Here is a 17,448-nt window from a genome sequence, read left to right on the forward strand (position 1 = left end):
TTACGTAGCATTTTCGTCTGCCCGTCCTGTAACGGGCGCACCGAATGACTACATAACGGCATGATGCACACCAGCACCGCGTCCGCGGCGTCCGCCGCCTTCTGCAGTGTCCACGGGTGCGTCGACTGGCGTTTCCTGATTCATTTTCTCTCTCCAGGCGCTTGATGCGCGGATTGGTTCTTCGGTCATGACCTCAACGATCAAATCCTACCCGCGACACGTATCGGGGCGTTCCCGTGTGCGTCAAACAATGGCGCATGGAAGACAAACAGACAGTCGTTTTCGTCATTTACGAGGTCGCATTTAAGCAATGCGTTTTCAGCAACTTGCCCGATATGTTAAGGGAATGCCAGTACCGGTACAAAGCTGTGCATAACGCTTGAGAGGAAGAGCACCCATGGCCGACGATGAAATCATTCTTTCGGAGCTTTCGGACGACGAACTCGTCGAACAAATGCACGACGATCTCTATGACGGATTGAAGGAAGAAATCGAGGAAGGCACCAACATCCTGCTCGAGCGCGGCTGGGCGCCCTACAAGGTGCTGACCGAGGCGCTGGTTGAAGGCATGCGCATTGTCGGCGAGGATTTCCGCGACGGCATCCTCTTCGTGCCGGAAGTCCTCTTGTCGGCCAATGCGATGAAGGCCGGCATGTTCATTTTGCGCCCGCTCCTCGCCGCCACCGGTGCGCCGAAACAGGGCAAGCTCGTCATCGGCACCGTGAAGGGCGACATTCACGACATCGGCAAGAATCTCGTCGGCATGATGATGGAAGGCGCCGGCTTCGACGTCATCGATCTCGGCATCAACAACCCGGTTGAAAACTATCTGGCCGCCATCGAAGAGCACAAGCCCGACATTCTCGGCATGTCCGCCCTGCTGACGACGACGATGCCCTACATGAAGGTCGTCATCGACACGATGAAGGAAAAGGGCATTCGCGACGATTACATCGTGCTTGTCGGCGGCGCGCCGCTCAACGAGGAATTCGGCAAGGCCGTCGGCGCCGATGCCTATTGCCGCGACGCGGCCGTCGCGGTGGAAACCGCCAAGGACTACATGAAGCGCAAGCACAACCAGATGTCCGGCGCCTGAACCAAAACAAAACGGCCGCATCCAAATGCGGCCGTTTTTCAAATATATGTTTGCTGAAATGGGCCGGTTGCGGCCCAAAAATGCCAAGCCGGGAAATTACTTGGCAGCCCGTGCCACTTTGTGACCAGCGGACTGGGTCGCATTCACCGTATTGGCTGTATCGGCACCCATGCCACGGATGGTGTTGGCGCAGCCCGCAAGAGCGACGACAGCCAGGACAGCGGCAATGGGCACAACGCGTGATAGTTTCATAGACAGTGTCTCCCGTTCTGATAGAATTTAATCAACATTCGCATAACGCGATGGAGCGAAATCAGTTCCATGAATATGAGCCGGAACTCGAAGAATACGCCGGAAAAGATCCGGGTGATCGCCTGCGGCATGATTGCCCGTGAAATACTGGCTATCCGTGAACAGTTCGGCCTTGATCATATCGAGCTGAAATGCCTGCCCGCCGTCTATCACCACTACCCCCAGAAGATCGCCCCATCGGTTGACCGGGCCATTGTACGGGCCAAGGCTGAAGGCATCAAGCGCATCTTCGTCGGCTATGCCGATTGCGGCACCGGCGGCCTGCTCGACCAGGTCTGCGCCAAGCATGGCGTGGAGCGCATCGAAGGGCCGCACTGCTTCTCCTTCTATGCCGGCAACGCGGCCTTTGCCTCCCGATGGGAGGACGACATGACGTCGTTTTTCATGACCGATTTCCTTGCCCGGCATTTCCAGGCCTTCATGGTCAAGCCGCTTGGCCTCGACCGCCATCCGGAACTGCGCGACATGTATTTCGGCAATTATACCAAGATGATCTATCTCGCCCAGACCGACGACCCCAAGCTCAATGCCAATGCGGAGCGGGCGGCGGAATTTCTCGGGCTTGCCTATGAGCGGCGCTTTACCGCCTATGGCGACCTGATCCCGGCCCTGACACGGGCGGCAGCACCGGCCACGCCCTGACGCTTTCCTTTCTGTCCCCAAATCGGCATGCTGCCGTCAACGGAATCGAAAACAAAGGACAGTTTCATGGTGTCTCGAAGCCTTTTTGCCGTCATGATCGGCCTGAGCATGCTGACTGCCGCCCATGCGGATGGCGCAATCACCAGGATCATCACCGCGCCGGACAGCAAGCGCCTCGAACAGTACGAGCAGACAAAGGCCAAAGCCTTGGCGCAGGCCAAGGCGAGCGGGACTGCAGCCGATGTGCGCCTGGTCGAAAACCTCTTGAAACAGCCCGGCCTGCCCTTCAGCCAGGATTTCGACATGACCGGAAACTGGCAGTGCCGGACGATCAAGCTTGGCGGCATGGCCCCGGCGCTCGTCGTCTATGGCTGGTTCAAGTGCAAGGTCACCGATGACGGTTCGGGCTGGGCGCTGGAAAAGGTGACGGGCTCGCAGCGCACAAAGGGCCGGTTCTACACCGAAAGCGACACCCGCCTGACCTATCTCGGCACCGGCTATGTCGCGGATCAGAAGCCGCTGAAATACGGCGCAGGCCCGAAAACCGACGAGGCCGGCTATGCCTACCGCACCGGGAAGAATGCCTTCCGCATCGAATTCCCGGCGCCCTATTACGAATCCCTGCTCAACGTCATGGAATTCAAGCGCTGAAGGCGACGTGTCATTGCAATGTCACGCAATGTCACCTCGGGCATCCACAGGAGGTCCGGGGTTGAATAGCGATACCGCCACTAAAATCCCTGTCGCAAAAGCAACAATGATGCACGTCGCATTTGAGGGCGCGCACGTCGTGAGATAGCAAGCTTAACCCCTGATTTTCCGGCAAAACGATCCTCATTGGAGGATAAAGTGCATGGCCGATCTTATTGTCGTTTATTGGCGGGACATTCCTGCTCAGGTGACCGTCAAAAAGGGACGCCAGGCCGCAAAACGCGAACTTCCTCTTCGATTTACCGAGGCCATCGACATGTGTGCGATGCGCATAGGCGCCAAGGATTCGGACGCCTATCTGGCAGAATGGCGCCGGGGAACACCGGTGCCGGTGAGTGATGATCTGGACGCGGAGGCTGATGCAGCCCTCGCCCGTATCGACAGCGAATATCATCGGGAGCGCCTTGTAGCGCTGGTAAAGGCAGGCGGACATGACAATTCATGAATTGAAAGCAAAGCCCATGACAAAGATCGCAGCATCCATCGAAGTGGCCGCGCGCCAGGCGATTGATTCACAGGACCTGCCGGGTCTGTTCCCTGAGGGGACGCGTGTTTACATCACCGACATGGGCACCGATGGCGTGGACACGCTCACCGCTGCCGCCAAGCGCATTCATGATCTCGGCTACAAGCCCGTGCCGCATTTCGCCTCCCGCCGCCTTGGAACGCGCGCAGCGCTGGAAACCCGCATCCGCCGCGCCGCTGAAGAAGCCGGCGTGACCGATGTTCTGGTCATCGGCGGCGGCCTCGAACGGCAGGCCGGTGAATTCTCCTCCACCATGGAAGTGCTGGAAACCGGCTTTTTCGACAAATACGGCATCACCGAGATGGGCGTTGCCGGCCATCCCGAAGGCAGCCCGGAATTTTCCGAGGCCGTGGCGCTGGAAGCCCTGCGCCTGAAGCAGAATTTCGGCGAGCGCACCGGCGCCCGCCTGCGCGTGGTCACGCAGTTCGGTTTCGATGCCGAGCGTTTCATCCGCTATTCGGAATCCCTGCGCGAACATGGCGTTGATCTGCCCGTGCATCTCGGCGTTGCCGGTCCCGCCAAGATCACCACGCTGATCAAATATGCCGCCATGTGCGGCGTCGGCAATTCGATCAGTTTCCTGAAGAAGAACGCCCTGTCGCTGACAGCGCTTGCCACCAGCCATTCGCCGGAAGGCGTGGTCGGCCCGATCGAGCAGCACGTCATCAACAATCCGGCCTCGGCCATCAAGCAGATCCACATTTTCCCGTTCGGCGGTTTGAAGAAGTCCTCCGAATGGCTGGTCGATCGCGGCTCCTGGACCGTCGCATCGGCCCAATACGCATCCGCAGCATCCAAGTAAGGATTTCCTGAATGACCCGCACCATCGTTGCCTCGGCGACCAGAGAAATCATCATCGGATTTGATCAGCCCTTCTGCGTGATCGGCGAGCGCATCAATCCGACCGGCCGCAAGAAGCTTGCAGCCGAGATGATCGAAGGCAATTTCGACACGGTCATCAAGGACGCGCTGGAACAGGTTGCCGCCGGCGCGACCATGCTCGACGTCAATGCGGGCGTTACCGCCGTTGATCCCAATGCGACGGAACCGGGTCTTCTCGTCAAGACCCTGGAAATCGTGCAGAACCTTGTCGATGTTCCCCTGTCCATCGACAGTTCAGTCACCGCCGCCATTGAAGCGGCGCTGAAAGTGGCCAAGGGCCGCCCGCTGGTCAATTCCGTCACCGGCGAGGAGGAAAAGCTTGAAGCCATCCTGCCGCTGATCAAGAAATACAATGTTCCCGTCGTCGCCATCTCGAACGACGAGACCGGCATTTCCATGGACCCGGACGTGCGTTTCGCCGTTGCCAAGAAGATCGTGCAGCGCGCCGCCGATTTCGGCATTCCGGCGCATGATATTGTTGTCGATCCTCTGGTCATGCCCATCGGCGCTCTCGGCGATGCGGGCCGCCAGGTTTTCGCATTGCTGCGCCGCCTGCGCGAGGAACTGAAGGTCAACACTACCTGCGGCCTCTCCAACATCTCCTTCGGCCTGCCGCATCGCCACGGCATCAATGCCGGGTTCATTCCCATGGTGATCGGCGCCGGCATGACATCGGCGATCATGAATCCCTGCCGCCCGCAGGAAATGGAAGCGGTGCATGCCGCCAACGTCCTCAACGGCACCGACGCCAACTGCACCTACTGGATCAAGAAATACCGCGACCATCAGCCGGCCGCGGCCGGGGCAGCGCCTGCTGTTTCCGTACCTGCCGACGCCAATGGCGGCGGACGCCGGCGCGGTGGCCGTGAAGCGCGGCGCGGCGCCGCAGGCTGACTGTTTGCACCGGGCCAACCGCTCGGCATAGAAAGGCGGCGGGCGTGAATGCCCTTCGCCTTGAAGTCTTGGAGCATTGATCGTGGACGCACCCGTGAAAGACACTGAAGCATCGGCAAAGGACGCACTTGTCCTGTTCATGCCGTCGGGCAAGCGCGGGCATTTTCCGGTCGGCACGACCGTGCTGGAAGCCGCGCGGACCCTGGGTGTCTATGTGGAAAGCGTGTGCGGCGGGCGCGGCATCTGCGGGCGCTGTCAGATCGACGTGCAGGAAGGCCGCTTCGCCAAGCACGGCATCACTTCCTCCAACGACCACATCTCCGAATTCGGCCCGAAGGAAAAGCGCTATGCCGAGAAGCGCGATCTGAAGGACGGGCGCCGTCTTTCCTGCTCGGCCACCATTCTCGGCGATCTCGTTGTCGACGTGCCGCAGGACGTCCAGGTCAATGCGCAGGTCGTGCGCAAGGATGCCGATACGCGCGTTATCGAGCGCAACCCCGCCGTGCACATGTGCTATGTCGAGGTGGAAGAGCCCGACATGCACAAGCCGCTTGGCGATCTCGATCGCCTGAAGGCGGCGCTGGAAAAGGAATGGGGCATCCGCAATCTCGACGTGGACGCCTATCTGCTGCCGCAGATCCAAAAGATCCTGCGCAAGGGCGAATGGTCGGTCACCGCCGCCATCCACCATGACGAGGAAACATCGCGGCCGGTGATGATCGGCCTGTGGCCGGGCCTGAAGAACGAGGCCTATGGCATCTCCTGCGATATCGGTTCCACCACCATTGCCATGCATCTGTCGTCCCTGTTGTCGGTGCGCACCATTGCTTCGGCCGGGACGTCCAACCCGCAGATCCGCTTCGGCGAAGATCTGATGAGCCGCGTCTCCTACGTCATGATGAACCCGGACGGGCGCGAAGGCATGACCAATGCGGTGCGCGAAGCCATCAACGAGCTGATCGGCAGGGTCTGCGCCGAGGGCAATGTGGCGCGCGAGGATATTCTCGATGCGGTCTTTGTCGGCAATCCGATCATGCACCACCTCTTCCTCGGCATTGACCCCACGGAGCTGGGCGGCGCCCCCTTTGCGCTTGCCGTGTCCGGCGCGGTGCACCTGAAAGCCAGCGAGATCGGCCTTGCCATGAATCCCGGCTCGCGGGTCTACATGCTGCCCTGCATCGCCGGTCATGTCGGCGCCGATGCGGCCGCCGCGACGCTCGCGGAAGGCCCGCACCGGCAGGACGAGATGATGCTGCTCGTCGATGTCGGCACCAATGCGGAAATCGTGCTCGGCAACCGCCAGCGCACCGTTGCCGCCTCCTCCCCGACCGGCCCCGCCTTCGAAGGCGCTGAAATTTCCGGCGGCCAGCGCGCCGCGCCCGGCGCCATCGAGCGCGTGCGCATCGATCCCGTCACGCTGCAGCCGCGTTTCCGCGTCATCGGCACGGAACAATGGTCGGATGAGGCAGGCTTTGCCGAAGCGGTGCAGGCCAGCGGCATCACCGGCATCTGCGGCTCGGCCATCATCGAAGTCGTCGCGGAAATGTACCTTTCCGGCATCATTTCCGAAGACGGCGTGGTGGATGGCAGCCTTGCCGCCACATCACCGCGCATCCGGCCAACGGGCCGCACATTCTCCTATCTCTTGCACGAGGGATCGCCGACCATCATCATCACGCAGAACGACGTGCGGGCGATCCAGCTGGCCAAGGCCGCGCTCTATGCCGGCGTCAAGCTGCTGATGGACAAGCAGGGCATCGACCATGTCGACCAGATCCGCTTTGCCGGGGCTTTTGGCTCCTTCATCGATCCGAAATATGCCATGGTGCTCGGGCTCATCCCCGATTGCGACCTCGACAAGGTGAAGGCCGTCGGCAATGCGGCAGGCACGGGCGCGCGCATGGCGCTGCTCAACCGCGACTACCGCCGCGAAATCGAAGACACGGTCACCCGCATCGAAAAGATCGAGACGGCGCTGGAGCCCAAATTCCAGGAGCACTTCGTCTATGCCATGGCCATGCCCAACAAGGTCGACCCCTTCCCCAAGCTGTCGCTGGCCGTCGCGCTGCCGCCGCGCAAGAACGTGGGCGAGGATGGCCAGACGGGCGATGCCACCCCGCGCCGCCGCTCGCGCGAGGACAGGGCCGCCCGCCGCTCGCGGGAATAGAATAAATCCAGCCGCTTGAGTTTGCCACGCGGGGAAATTCCGCTATCAACATCCACCATGATTGATTCCGGACCTGTTTTCCCATGATTGCCTGTTTTGACATCGGTGGCTCGGCCATCAAGGGTGCAATGGCCTATGCGCCCGAAGACATACGGCCGCTGCCCAAAGTGCCGACGCCCCTGCATGATTTCGACGCCTTTGCCGCTGCCATCGAAAAAATCGCAGCGGATGGCGGCGCCGATCCGAAATCGCTGATCTCGATTTCCATCGCCGGTGTGGTCGATGCCGACAGCGGCAGGATCACCTGCGCCAATATTCCCTGCATCCACAACCGCCCGCTGGTAAACGACCTCAGCGAGAAACTCGGCCGTCCGGTGCTGGTCGCCAATGATGCCGACTGCTTTGCCCTGTCGGAAGCCGTTGTCGGCGCCGGACGCGGCCACCGCGTCGTGTTCGGCATCATTCTCGGCACCGGCGTCGGCGGCGGCCTCGTCATCAACGGCAAGATCCATGAAGGCGCTGGCGGTTTTGCCGGAGAATGGGGCCATGGGCCGATTTCCGCGACCTGGGCGGGCAATCCGCCCATCGCCATTCCGCGCTATGCCTGCGGCTGCGGCCAGGTGGGCTGTGTCGATGCGGTGGGTGCGGCACGCGGCATGGAGCGGCTGCATGCCCATATCCACGGCGTCGACCTGCCGAGCACCGAAATCATCGCCGCCTGGAACAGGGGCGACGCGGCGGCCGAGCGCACCATCGACTGCTACATCGACATCGTCAGCGGGCCGCTGGCCATGACGCTCAATGTCGTCGGCGCATCGGTTGTGCCGGTCGGCGGCGGTCTCGCCAATGCCGTTCCGCTGATCGAGCGGCTGGACCGGGCGGTGCGCGGGCGCATCCTGTGGAAGACCGGCAAGCCGCTGGTCATTCCCGGAGAATTGAAAATCGAACCCGGCCTGATCGGCGCAGGCGTTCTCGGATTGATGGGCGAAACACGATGAGTGGCATTCTCCTGGAAGTCTGCGTCGATGATTCCAGCGGCCTTGCCGCCGCCATAACAGGCGGCGCCGACCGGGTGGAGCTGTGCTCGGCGCTGGAACTGGGCGGCCTGACGCCAACGCCGGGCCTGATCGGCCAGGCGATTGCCTCACCCATTCCGATCTATGCGATGATCCGCCCGCGCCCCGGCAATTTCGTCTTCGGCGAAGCCGATATCGATGCCATGCTGCGGGAAATCGACATGATCCGCAGCGCAGGGCTTGCCGGCGTCGTCCTTGGCGCTAACCACGCCAATGGCAGCCTCGACCATGCCACGCTGGAACGGCTCATGCGCAATTGCGATGGGCTGGGCGTGACGCTGCACCGGGCCTTCGATCTCGTGCCAGACCTCGGCGAAGCCGTTGAAACCGCTGTCGGACTGGGTTTCGAGCGTATTCTCACATCCGGCCGGATGCCGACCTCGGCGCAGGGGATCGGCGATCTGGAAACGACGTTCGCGTTTGCCGCCGGGCGGATCACGATCATGCCCGGCTCCGGTGTCAATATCGGCAATGCGGATGCACTTTTGCAGCGCATTCCGTTCCGGGAAATCCATTCGTCCTGCGCTGTCCCGGCAGAACCCGTCAGCGCCGCCGCGCAGCGGCTCGGTTTCGAAACCGCCACGCAGAAACGCACCAGTGTTGAACTGGTCAGGGCGTTGAAAGCTTTTTGCCTGACGCGTTGAGGCGTTGGGGTGAATTGACACCCCCCTCTGGGCTGCCGCCCATCTCCCCCACAAGGGGGGAGATCAGCTTTCACAGCTGTTTCGATTGGTTCTGAAATATTGGAAAGCAAGCAAAGGCGTTGATGCCAATGTGATCTCCCCCCTTGTGGGGGAGATGCCCGGCAGGGCAGAGGGGGGTGAAAATATCACCGCCCTAAAGCTTGCCCGTCCGCTCATAGCCCTCGAAATACACCCGGAGATGCTGGGCGACGGCTTTGACATGCGCGCCGGCATTCTTGGCCACCAGCATGCCGAGTTTCGATTCGCCGAGCGGCGGCAGACCGTGTTCTGCGCCGAGTTCAACCATGTTGTCCTCGAGCAGGAATTTTGAAAACGGTGCCACGGCCAGATCGGCCACGATGGCGGCGCGCTGCCCCATCGTATGGGCGCTCATATAGGCAACGCGGTAATCCCTGCCGGCGCTTTCCAGCGCGCTGATGGCATTGGCGCGCCAGATGCAGCCCTCTTCCCACATGGACAGCGGCAAGGGATTGCGTTCATGCGCCGTGCCGCATTTCGCCCCGGCCCAGATGATATCCTCGGTCATCAGAACTTCGATCTCGTCGAGCTTGGCCAGCGTTTCATTGACATTGACCAGCGTCACGTCGAGCCTTTGCTCGTCGAGGCGCTTACGCAGGCTGTTGCTCTGGTCGATGACCACATCCACGGTGACATCCGGGTGCGATTCGGCAAAGCGCTTGAGCACGAAGGGCAGCACCTTTTCACCGACATCGTCGGGTGCGCCCAGCCGTACCACGCCGGACACCGTCGGCGTGATGAACTTGGCAACGGTTTCGCGGTTGAGCGCGAGCATGCGGCGGGCATAACCGAGCAGAAGCTCGCCGCTTGGCGTCAGCTTGACCGACCGCGCGTCGCGCTCGAGCAGTACATGCCCCAGCGTCTCCTCCAGTTTCTTGATCTGCATGGAGACCGCCGACGGCGTGCGGAACACCGCATTGGCGGCGCTGGAAAAGCTGCCGGTTTCGGCAATCATGGCAAAGGTGCGCAACACATCGAGATCGAGGATGGGAATGGGGTGCTGCATCGGTGCTGACATTGCGGCGTCTCCTTGATCAATTTTTCTGAAACATAGTGTTCTGTAATTTCGTTTGATTGAACATCAACTTGGGCAGATAGTCAAGATCGTAGAACAGGCGGACCGCAGAAAACGGCTGCCTTCATGACAAGGAGCAGGAAAATGAGTGTCTGCAACGACCATTACATCGAACACAGGGTAAGCTTGAGCGAACGCCTGTTTGCCGCCGTCAGCCGCACGGCGGGGACCGTGGCATCCATCGCCGAGGCCTCGCGCAACACCATTGTCCGCCAGCGGCGTCTGCGGGCAACGGAAGCCGCGCTGGACAGTCTGCCGGAAAGCATCCGTGAAGACATCGGCTGGCCGGATCTGTATGAGCGCCAGATCGCGGCGGGCAATGACGTCAACCGCACGCGCCAATAAATCATGAGAATACAACCGTAGAGGGAGCAGACCGGGCCACGTCTGCTCCCTTTCCCATGCGCCCTACCTGCGCTTTTGCGACACAGGCAGGCGCCCTTCCCTTTAGAATAATTCTATGGTTCTATCTGTAAAAAAGCTTAAGAGACCATGCCTGTAATTTGAAGACTCTACTTCAGGTGCGACATGGCCTCGTGGTAAAAAACGGGAACCTAGAGACATCATGAACCAGACAGGCCTCAACAAGCGGTCTTTTGTTTTTTTCCTCGTGCCGAACTTTTCGATGATCGCTTTTGCGACCGCCATCGAACCGTTGCGCATTGCCAACCGCATGCTCGGCTACGAGGCCTATCGCTGGCGCCTGGCGTCGGTGGACGGCAAGCCGGTCACCGCATCCAACGGTGTCGAATGCGCCGCCAATTCCTCGCTTGAGGACGAGCGCCGCTTCCTGACCGGCGAAGACCGCCCGTCGATGGTGTTCGTCTGTTCCGGCGTGCATGTGGAAAAATTCCAGAACAAATCGGTCTATGCCTGGCTGCGCGAAGAGTTCAACCGCGGCGTGGCCGTCGGCGGCCTGTGCACCGGTGCGCATATACTCGCCGCCGCCGGACTGCTTTCGGGCAAGCGCTGCGCCATTCATTGGGAAAATCTGCCCGGTTTTGCCGAAGCGTTTCCGAAGGCCGATGTCTATGCCGACCTCTTCGAGGTCGACGGCAACATCTATACCTGCGCGGGCGGCACCGCAGCCCTCGACATGATGCTGAAGCTGATCGGCGACGATTTCGGCGACAACATCGTCAACCGCGTCTGCGAGCAGGCGCTGACCGACCGGGTCCGTAGCCCGCATGACCGCCAGCGCCTCCCCCTGCGCGCCCGCCTAGGCGTGCAGAATTCCAAGGTTCTGACCATCATCGAACTGATGGAGGCGCGGCTTTCCGAACCGCTGTCGCTGATCGAGATCGCCGACCATGTCGGCCTGTCGCGCCGCCAGATCGAGCGCCTGTTCCGCCAGGAGATGGGCCGGTCCCCGGCACGCTACTATCTGGAAATCCGGCTTGACCGTGCCCGCCACCTGCTGATCCAGTCGTCCATGCCGATTGTGGAAGTCGCGGTCGCCTGCGGGTTCGTCTCGGCCTCGCATTTCTCCAAATGCTACCGCGAGCTTTATGGCCGCTCACCGCAGCAGGAACGGGCCGACCGCAAGCAGCTGATGGCCGCTTAAGCCAGTCAGGATGGACTGCAATTCTGCGGTGCGCGCAGCGCACCACCCAAAAGAAATGGCGCCCGTTCAGGCGCCATTTTCATTTCTGCATGCAGGCGGAACCGGCTTAAGCCCGGAGACGCTCGTTCTCTGTATCGAACGGCGCTTCCGGGATGACGGTCGCCTTGTGCGTCTTGCCGAGAATCTTGATCTCGAGCTGCGTGCCGAGTGCCGAATAGTCCGGCTTGACCATGGCGAGCGCCAGGCTCTTGCCCAGACGCCAGCCATAGCCGCCATGGGTCGCACGGCCGATGAGCTGGCCATTGGCGTAGATCGGCTCGCTGCCGCGCGCATCGACATCCGATACGCCGGGCACATGCACTTCGAGCGTGACGAAATTCCACTTCAGGCCATCCTCGCGCGCTTTCACAACCGCATCACGGCCGATGAAATCGCCCTTGTTGGGATGAACGAAGCGGTCGAGGCCGCTTTCGAAGGCATTGTATTCGATCGACAGTTCGCGCGGGATCAGGCGATAGGATTTTTCCACCGCCATCGCCGTCATGGCGCGGATGCCGAACGGCTTGATGCCGAACTCCGCCCCGGCCTCGAGCAGCAGGTCATAAAGGGTGTTCTGCTGTTCAATGGGGTGATGCAGTTCCCAGCCGAGTTCACCGACGAAGTTGACGCGCAGCGCATGCGCTGTTGCCGTGCCGACGCTGATTTCCTTGCCCGACAGCCAGGGGAAGGCTTCATTGGACAGATCCGCACGGGTGATCTTCTGCAGGACTTCGCGGCTGCGCGGGCCTGCCAGCACCAGCACGCCATACATCTGCGTGATCGGACGGAGGGTTACGGAGCCGTCAGCCGGCAGGAGTTTGACCAGATAGTCATGATCATGGTTCTCGTAGGCACCGGCGGACACCAGATAGAATTTGCCGGGCGCCCATTCATAGACCGTGAATTCGGAGCGCACGCCGCCCTGCTTGGTCAGGAGGTGGCAGAGCGCAATGCGGCCCTGCTTCTTGGGGATGCGGTTGGCCAGAATGGAATCGAGCCATTCGCGCGCACCGGGGCCGGTCACCTCCATCTTGGCGAAGGCCGACATGTCGAGCAGGCCGACATTGCTGGTCACGTTCTTGATCTCGTTGCCGACATGCTCGAAATAGTTCGACCGGTGGAAGGACCAGAGTTCCTTGACCTTGCCGTCCTTGTCCGGCTTCGGATGGTTGTGGTTGAGCAGCACATCCGGCTTGTCGAGTTTCGCAACCTCAAGGCCATAGCCCTGCGGCGCGAACCAGTTGGCGCGTTCCCAGCCATAGACGGTGCCGAACACGGCGCCGAGCGCCTTCTGGCGGTCATAGGACGGCGACCGCTTGAGCGGACGCGCCGCGCCGCGCTCTTCATCGGGATAGTGCACCGAGAACACCTCGGCATAGGCTTCCTCGTTCTTTTCCTTCAGGTAGCCTTCCGTCGCATAGGGGCCGAAGCGGCGCGGATCGACGCCCATCATGTCGATGGAGGGCTCGCCCTCGACAATCCATTCGGCCAGCTGCCAGCCGGCGCCGCCAGCGGCGGTCACACCGAAGGAATGGCCCTCGTTGAGCCAGAAATTCTTCAGGCGCGGGGCTGGACCGATGATGGGCGAGCCATCCGGCGTATAGGCGATGGCGCCGTTATAGACCTTCTTGATGCCGACTTCGCCAAAAGCGGGAACGCGGGCAATGGCGGTTTCGATATAGGGTTCGAGCCGGTCGAGATCCTCCTGGAACAGCTCGTATTCACTGGCATCGGACGGGCCGTCGACATAGCAGACGGGCGCGCCCTTTTCATAGGGTCCGAGCAAAAGGCCGCCATTTTCCTCGCGCATGTACCAGGACGAATCGCTCTCGCGCAGCACGCCCATCTCCGGCAGGCCCTTGGCCTTGCGCTCAAGAATGGCCGGATGCGGCTCGGTGACGATGTACTGGTGCTCGACCGGGATAACAGGCACGTCGAGGCCGACCATCTTGCCGGTCTTGCGGGCGAAATTGCCGGTTGCCGAGACGACATGTTCGGCGGTGATATCGCCCTTGTCGGTTTTCACAAGCCATTCGCCCGATGGCAGCTGCTCGATGCCGAGAACAGTGGTGTAGCGATAGATGGTTGCACCGCGATCGCGCGCACCCTTGGCAAGCGCCTGGGTCAGGTCGGCGGGCTGGATATAGCCATCTTCCGGATGCTGGATCGCGCCGAGAATGCCGTCCATTTCCGCCAGCGGCCAGATTTCCTTGACCTGTTCCGGCGTCAAAAGCTTGACCGGCACGCCGATCGTCTCGGCGACGCCGGCATAGTACATATATTCGTCCCAGCGGTCCTTGGTGCGGGCGAGACGGATATTGCTGCAATTGGTGAAGCCGACATTCATGCCGGTTTCCTCTTGCAGCTCCTGATAGAATTTTACCGAGTATTTGTGAATCTGGCCGACGGAATAGCTCATGTTGAACAGCGGCAGCAGCCCGGCCGCATGCCAGGTCGAGCCGGAGGTCAGTTCCTTGCGCTCGATGAGCACGACATCGCTCCAGCCCTTCTTGGCCAGATGATAGAGTGTCGACACACCCACCACACCACCGCCGATCACAACTACACGCGCTTGGGTCTTCATTTCATTCTATCCTCTGATATCAACCGGTGGTCAGGCGGCACGCGCCATTTTCAGCACTATGCCGTTCGCACTGCCGATTGCTAAGGCCTGTTTGCGACATGGCCAAAACATGCCGCGACGCGCGGCAAACTGGTCGCATTTTGCGGGATTTTCCAGTCAGGCGGAAGGAATGATCGAAGGCGTGGCCGCCGGGGACCGTTCAAAAACGAACAGGCCCGGACTGTTTTGCACAGTCCGGGCCTTTATCCCGGCGATCATCAGTGGCCGGGTTACTTGATCGAAACCTTGCCGCCCTTGATTTCGATGCTTTCCGCACCGGTCAGGGCTTCGCGGTCACCATTGGGAAAGGTGACGAAACAGCCGCCGCTGCAAAATTCAACCGTGTCACCGGCTGCAACCTGCAGCTGGGTCTTGCTCGACCCTTCGGTCACGACGATGGTCTGAGCGCTGGCATCGCTGTTCTTCAGGCTGGCAGCAAATGCGGGTCCGGCCAGAATAGTGCTCGTAAGCATGACAACTGCAAACTTGTTCATATCACCCCGGTGCTTCCACCGCCCCTGTTGCCTCGGGCTCAACCGGCCCTTTTCGACACCAGTTATAACGGGGTGAAACTGAACGGCAACTGAACGTCCCGTTATTTTTCCGTGATTTAGACGAAAGTGGGGCACTGGCCCCACACACCGCCTCTCAGGACTTGGCCGTCTTCTTTACCGGCGCTTTCAACTCGGCCTTCACCCGCTCGGTGATCATCTGCACGATCGCATCCGCGTCATCGAGATGAATATTGACATCGCGCTGCGGGAACGGAATCTCGATCCCTTCCTCGGCAAAACGGTCGACCAGTGCAAAGCGGATTTCATTCTGTACCGTGCCGGAATTCGAAAGATCAGCCAGATGCACGCGCATTTCGAAATCCATGGTCGAGTCCGCCAGTGCCTTGAACGCAACGAAAGGTTCGGGATTCTTCAGAACCAGCGGATGGCTGCGCGCAATGTCCATCAAAATGGCATGCACGCGGCGCGGATCGACCTTGTAGGAAACGCCGATCGGAATTTCCACGCGCCCCAGCTTGTTGCGGTGGGTCCAGTTGCCGACATTGCCGTTGATGAAGGACGAGTTGGGGATGATGATCGACTGGCGCTGGAAGGTTTCAACCTCGGTCGCACGCACGCTGATCTTCTTGACGATGCCGCCGACGCCGCTGGTTTCGATCCAGTCGCCCACCTTGAACGGACGCTCGGCCAGAAGGATCAGACCGGAGACGAAGTTGGAAACAATCGCCTGCATGCCGAAACCGATACCGAGCGACAGACCGCCGGCGACCAGCGCGAGGCTGGAGAGATTGATGCCCGCCGCCGAGATGCCGATGAGCCCGGCTATCCCGAGGCCAAGATAACCGACAGCGGTGCGGATCGAGTTGCGCACGCCCGAATCCAGCTTGCCGCGCGCCATGACCCGCACGTCCAGCCAGCCCTGAAACCAGCGGGTGAAGAAGTAGAACAGCGCGAACAGCAAAATGCCGACGGCAATGGCCACCAGCGAGATCGTCACCGAGCCGATCTGGAAACCGGTGGCTATGGTGAGGAACCAGACTGTCATCTCACTCCACTGGAACCCCCAGAGCAGCAGGATCACCGGAATACCGAGAAGCAGCACGAAAATATTGATGATGATGCTGGCGATCAGGCCGAGCTGGTCGAGTGTCGAATCGTCGATGCCGAACCGCGTCTGCACCGCGCGCCCGAGCACCGTGCCGCCGAGCGCATTCTCGTCGGCCACCGCCCGCGCCGTGAGGAAGCCCAGATACATCGTCACGAGCACGGCGCCATTGATGACGATCTGCTGCGAGACGAAACGGGCAAAACCGATATAGCCCAGCAATGCGGCGATGATCGGGATGAGGCCGATGGCATAAAGGAACAGCCGCAATGGTCTCGGCCATCGCCTGGCTTCACCGGTCTCCTCATTCTCAAGCGGTTTCAAAAATGCCATGGCAAGGATCAGCAGCCCGACCAGAACCGTTGCAAACAGGCTCTTGGCCACGGTCAGCGACAGGGGTGAGGATGCGATCTGGTTGACCGTATTGGCGAGATAATCGAGCCCGGTGATGGTCGCCGTGGCCGTGACCAGAACCATGAGAATGCGGCCCGGACGCGGTGCAACGCGCACCAGACGCCAGTTGGGTGCGCCGGGGCAAATGACGGCCTGGGCCAGCGCATGCACGAAATAGACGATGCCGATCACCGAAAACAGCGTGTAGATCAGCGACGCGATATCCGGGCGCAGCACATTGAAATAGCCGAGGAAAAAGTAGGTCGTGGCCAGAAACACGCCGACGGTCAAAGACCGCATCAGGGTCGACCAGAAGGCAACGGCCAGACGGCTGAGATAGGACGGTTCCTCCACCGCCGGATCGCGCAGATAGAGATGTCCCAGCAATCGCTGGCCGCCGATGAGAAGCACCAGGGCGGTGATCACGGCAAAGAAGGCGGCCGCCAGCAGGGACTGCCATTTGAATGCAATAACGAAGCGCCACCAGGACGAGATGAGCTGGTTCATCGTGCCCATTTCCCGGCCATAGGCGTCGATGACTTCGCTGCCAAGCGAGTAGTTGATGTCGACACGCTGCGACAATGTACTGGCAAACAGCTCGCGCCGGGCATCGCTGATCGCGTCGATCATCTTGTTGACTTCAAGCAGCTGATCTTCGGTTTCGCCCAGAACCGCGTTGATTTCGGCCTTTTCCGTCGTCAGGCGGGTGCGTTCATCCGTGACGATCTTCGCTTCGGCCGGCTGTCCCTGCGCGGGCGGTGCGCCCAGCTGTTCCAGGCGCGCATTGATCTCAGTGATGCGCGGCCGGAACGAAACGCCGATATCCAGGAGTTTCTTGGCGCTTGCTTCCAGATCGAGGCGCAGATTGGCGAGTGCCGCGTCGGCATCGGCCTTCTGCTTGAATTTCTGTTCATAGGTCGCGATCTGCTTCTTCAGCGCATCGATGGCCGGACGCTGTTCGGCGACGATATTCGACTTGACCGGGGGTGCCGGGGCCGCAGGCGCCACGGGTGCCGGTTCCGCTGCGGCGCTGCCGCTGCTTCAGTGAAGCGGCGACAACTTTTATCCTGCGGTCAATGTCATCAAGCAGGGATTGCGGCAAAGCG

Annotated in this window: 16 protein-coding genes; 11 read left to right on the forward strand and 5 right to left on the reverse strand. The window is 60.8% G+C overall.

Annotation, left to right across the window (positions count from 1 at the left end; translation table 11 throughout):
* The first annotated feature begins 397 nt into the window (after nucleotides 1–397).
* Nucleotides 398–1,096, forward strand: a complete 699-nt coding sequence (locus ACTJJ7_RS27510; RefSeq protein ID WP_105732290.1) for a corrinoid protein — start codon at nucleotides 398–400, stop codon at nucleotides 1,094–1,096.
* A 96-nt stretch (nucleotides 1,097–1,192) separates the two neighbouring features.
* On the opposite strand, the gene ACTJJ7_RS27515 is transcribed toward ACTJJ7_RS27510, so the two are convergent.
* Nucleotides 1,193–1,348, reverse strand: a complete 156-nt coding sequence (locus ACTJJ7_RS27515; protein ID WP_105732289.1) for an entericidin — start codon at nucleotides 1,346–1,348, stop codon at nucleotides 1,193–1,195.
* A gap of 69 nt (nucleotides 1,349–1,417) precedes the next feature.
* Between ACTJJ7_RS27515 and ACTJJ7_RS27520 the strand changes: the two genes are divergently transcribed.
* The 8 genes from ACTJJ7_RS27520 to ACTJJ7_RS27555 all read left to right on the forward strand — a co-directional run bounded on the left by ACTJJ7_RS27520 (nucleotide 1,418) and on the right by ACTJJ7_RS27555 (nucleotide 8,950).
* Nucleotides 1,418–2,050 carry a DUF1638 domain-containing protein gene (locus ACTJJ7_RS27520; RefSeq protein ID WP_105732288.1) on the forward strand — a complete coding sequence of 211 codons (633 nt, stop codon included), beginning with the start codon at nucleotides 1,418–1,420 and terminating at the stop codon, nucleotides 2,048–2,050.
* A 66-nt stretch (nucleotides 2,051–2,116) separates the two neighbouring features.
* Complete coding sequence (locus tag ACTJJ7_RS27525; protein ID WP_440969450.1) at nucleotides 2,117–2,701, forward strand: DUF4893 domain-containing protein; 585 nt, start codon at nucleotides 2,117–2,119, stop codon at nucleotides 2,699–2,701.
* A 202-nt stretch (nucleotides 2,702–2,903) separates the two neighbouring features.
* On the forward strand, nucleotides 2,904–3,206 hold the full coding sequence (locus tag ACTJJ7_RS27530) for a virulence factor (RefSeq protein ID WP_105732287.1): 303 nt from the start codon (nucleotides 2,904–2,906) through the stop codon (nucleotides 3,204–3,206).
* Between the two features lie 16 nt (nucleotides 3,207–3,222).
* A complete protein-coding gene (locus ACTJJ7_RS27535) occupies nucleotides 3,223–4,089 on the forward strand; it encodes a methylenetetrahydrofolate reductase (protein WP_105732286.1) in 867 nt (288 codons plus the stop codon).
* An 11-nt stretch (nucleotides 4,090–4,100) separates the two neighbouring features.
* Nucleotides 4,101–5,063 carry a methyltetrahydrofolate cobalamin methyltransferase gene (locus tag ACTJJ7_RS27540; protein WP_105732285.1) on the forward strand — a complete coding sequence of 321 codons (963 nt, stop codon included), beginning with the start codon at nucleotides 4,101–4,103 and terminating at the stop codon, nucleotides 5,061–5,063.
* A 139-nt stretch (nucleotides 5,064–5,202) separates the two neighbouring features.
* Nucleotides 5,203–7,230, forward strand: coding sequence for an ASKHA domain-containing protein (locus tag ACTJJ7_RS27545; protein ID WP_440969456.1), 2,028 nt, complete (start codon nucleotides 5,203–5,205; stop codon nucleotides 7,228–7,230).
* 83 nt (nucleotides 7,231–7,313) lie between these two features.
* Complete coding sequence (locus ACTJJ7_RS27550; protein WP_440969451.1) at nucleotides 7,314–8,228, forward strand: ROK family protein; 915 nt, start codon at nucleotides 7,314–7,316, stop codon at nucleotides 8,226–8,228.
* Nucleotides 8,225–8,950, forward strand: coding sequence for a copper homeostasis protein CutC (locus ACTJJ7_RS27555; RefSeq protein WP_440969452.1), 726 nt, complete (start codon nucleotides 8,225–8,227; stop codon nucleotides 8,948–8,950). Before ACTJJ7_RS27550 ends, ACTJJ7_RS27555 begins: the two co-directional genes overlap by 4 nt.
* Nucleotides 8,951–9,143: 193 nt before the next feature.
* On the opposite strand, the gene ACTJJ7_RS27560 is transcribed toward ACTJJ7_RS27555, so the two are convergent.
* Nucleotides 9,144–10,046 (reverse strand): LysR family transcriptional regulator, encoded by a 903-nt coding sequence (locus ACTJJ7_RS27560; protein ID WP_105732281.1) that lies wholly within the window; start codon nucleotides 10,044–10,046, stop codon nucleotides 9,144–9,146.
* Between the two features lie 141 nt (nucleotides 10,047–10,187).
* Between ACTJJ7_RS27560 and ACTJJ7_RS27565 the strand changes: the two genes are divergently transcribed.
* Together ACTJJ7_RS27565 and ACTJJ7_RS27570 are read left to right on the forward strand one after the other, a co-directional pair.
* Nucleotides 10,188–10,448 carry a hypothetical protein gene (locus ACTJJ7_RS27565; protein WP_440969453.1) on the forward strand — a complete coding sequence of 87 codons (261 nt, stop codon included), beginning with the start codon at nucleotides 10,188–10,190 and terminating at the stop codon, nucleotides 10,446–10,448.
* Nucleotides 10,449–10,668: 220 nt separating this feature from the next.
* Nucleotides 10,669–11,667 (forward strand): GlxA family transcriptional regulator, encoded by a 999-nt coding sequence (locus ACTJJ7_RS27570; RefSeq protein ID WP_105732279.1) that lies wholly within the window; start codon nucleotides 10,669–10,671, stop codon nucleotides 11,665–11,667.
* Between the two features lie 106 nt (nucleotides 11,668–11,773).
* On the opposite strand, the gene ACTJJ7_RS27575 is transcribed toward ACTJJ7_RS27570, so the two are convergent.
* From ACTJJ7_RS27575 to ACTJJ7_RS27585, 3 genes are all read right to left on the reverse strand, one after another.
* Nucleotides 11,774–14,290, reverse strand: coding sequence for a GcvT family protein (locus ACTJJ7_RS27575; RefSeq protein WP_440969454.1), 2,517 nt, complete (start codon nucleotides 14,288–14,290; stop codon nucleotides 11,774–11,776).
* Nucleotides 14,291–14,559: 269 nt separating this feature from the next.
* Nucleotides 14,560–14,823: a hypothetical protein gene (locus ACTJJ7_RS27580; protein ID WP_105732277.1), complete on the reverse strand. Its 264-nt coding sequence runs from the start codon at nucleotides 14,821–14,823 to the stop codon at nucleotides 14,560–14,562.
* A gap of 154 nt (nucleotides 14,824–14,977) precedes the next feature.
* Nucleotides 14,978–17,350, reverse strand: coding sequence for a mechanosensitive ion channel family protein (locus ACTJJ7_RS27585; protein WP_440969455.1), 2,373 nt, complete (start codon nucleotides 17,348–17,350; stop codon nucleotides 14,978–14,980).
* Nucleotides 17,351–17,448 lie beyond the last annotated feature (98 nt).

This window comes from Phyllobacterium sp. 22229 (assembly GCF_052056495.1).
GTDB lineage: Bacteria > Pseudomonadota > Alphaproteobacteria > Rhizobiales > Rhizobiaceae > Phyllobacterium > Phyllobacterium myrsinacearum.

Excerpts from the sequence above, each read along its gene's own strand:
- ACTJJ7_RS27570 (WP_105732279.1), top strand. The coding sequence starts at position 10,669 with ATGAACCAGACAGGCCTCAACAAGCGGTCTTTTGTTTTTTTCCTCGTG.
- ACTJJ7_RS27565 (WP_440969453.1), top strand. The coding sequence starts at position 10,188 with ATGAGTGTCTGCAACGACCATTACATCGAACACAGGGTAAGCTTGAGC.
- ACTJJ7_RS27515 (WP_105732289.1), bottom strand. The coding sequence starts at position 1,348 with ATGAAACTATCACGCGTTGTGCCCATTGCCGCTGTCCTGGCTGTCGTC.
- ACTJJ7_RS27540 (WP_105732285.1), top strand. The coding sequence starts at position 4,101 with ATGACCCGCACCATCGTTGCCTCGGCGACCAGAGAAATCATCATCGGA.
- ACTJJ7_RS27530 (WP_105732287.1), top strand. The coding sequence starts at position 2,904 with ATGGCCGATCTTATTGTCGTTTATTGGCGGGACATTCCTGCTCAGGTG.
- ACTJJ7_RS27520 (WP_105732288.1), top strand. The coding sequence starts at position 1,418 with ATGAATATGAGCCGGAACTCGAAGAATACGCCGGAAAAGATCCGGGTG.
- ACTJJ7_RS27535 (WP_105732286.1), top strand. The coding sequence starts at position 3,223 with ATGACAAAGATCGCAGCATCCATCGAAGTGGCCGCGCGCCAGGCGATT.
- ACTJJ7_RS27525 (WP_440969450.1), top strand. The coding sequence starts at position 2,117 with ATGGTGTCTCGAAGCCTTTTTGCCGTCATGATCGGCCTGAGCATGCTG.
- ACTJJ7_RS27555 (WP_440969452.1), top strand. The coding sequence starts at position 8,225 with ATGAGTGGCATTCTCCTGGAAGTCTGCGTCGATGATTCCAGCGGCCTT.
- ACTJJ7_RS27510 (WP_105732290.1), top strand. The coding sequence starts at position 398 with ATGGCCGACGATGAAATCATTCTTTCGGAGCTTTCGGACGACGAACTC.
- ACTJJ7_RS27550 (WP_440969451.1), top strand. The coding sequence starts at position 7,314 with ATGATTGCCTGTTTTGACATCGGTGGCTCGGCCATCAAGGGTGCAATG.
- ACTJJ7_RS27580 (WP_105732277.1), bottom strand. The coding sequence starts at position 14,823 with ATGAACAAGTTTGCAGTTGTCATGCTTACGAGCACTATTCTGGCCGGA.
- ACTJJ7_RS27560 (WP_105732281.1), bottom strand. The coding sequence starts at position 10,046 with ATGTCAGCACCGATGCAGCACCCCATTCCCATCCTCGATCTCGATGTG.
- ACTJJ7_RS27575 (WP_440969454.1), bottom strand. The coding sequence starts at position 14,290 with ATGAAGACCCAAGCGCGTGTAGTTGTGATCGGCGGTGGTGTGGTGGGT.
- ACTJJ7_RS27545 (WP_440969456.1), top strand. The coding sequence starts at position 5,203 with ATGCCGTCGGGCAAGCGCGGGCATTTTCCGGTCGGCACGACCGTGCTG.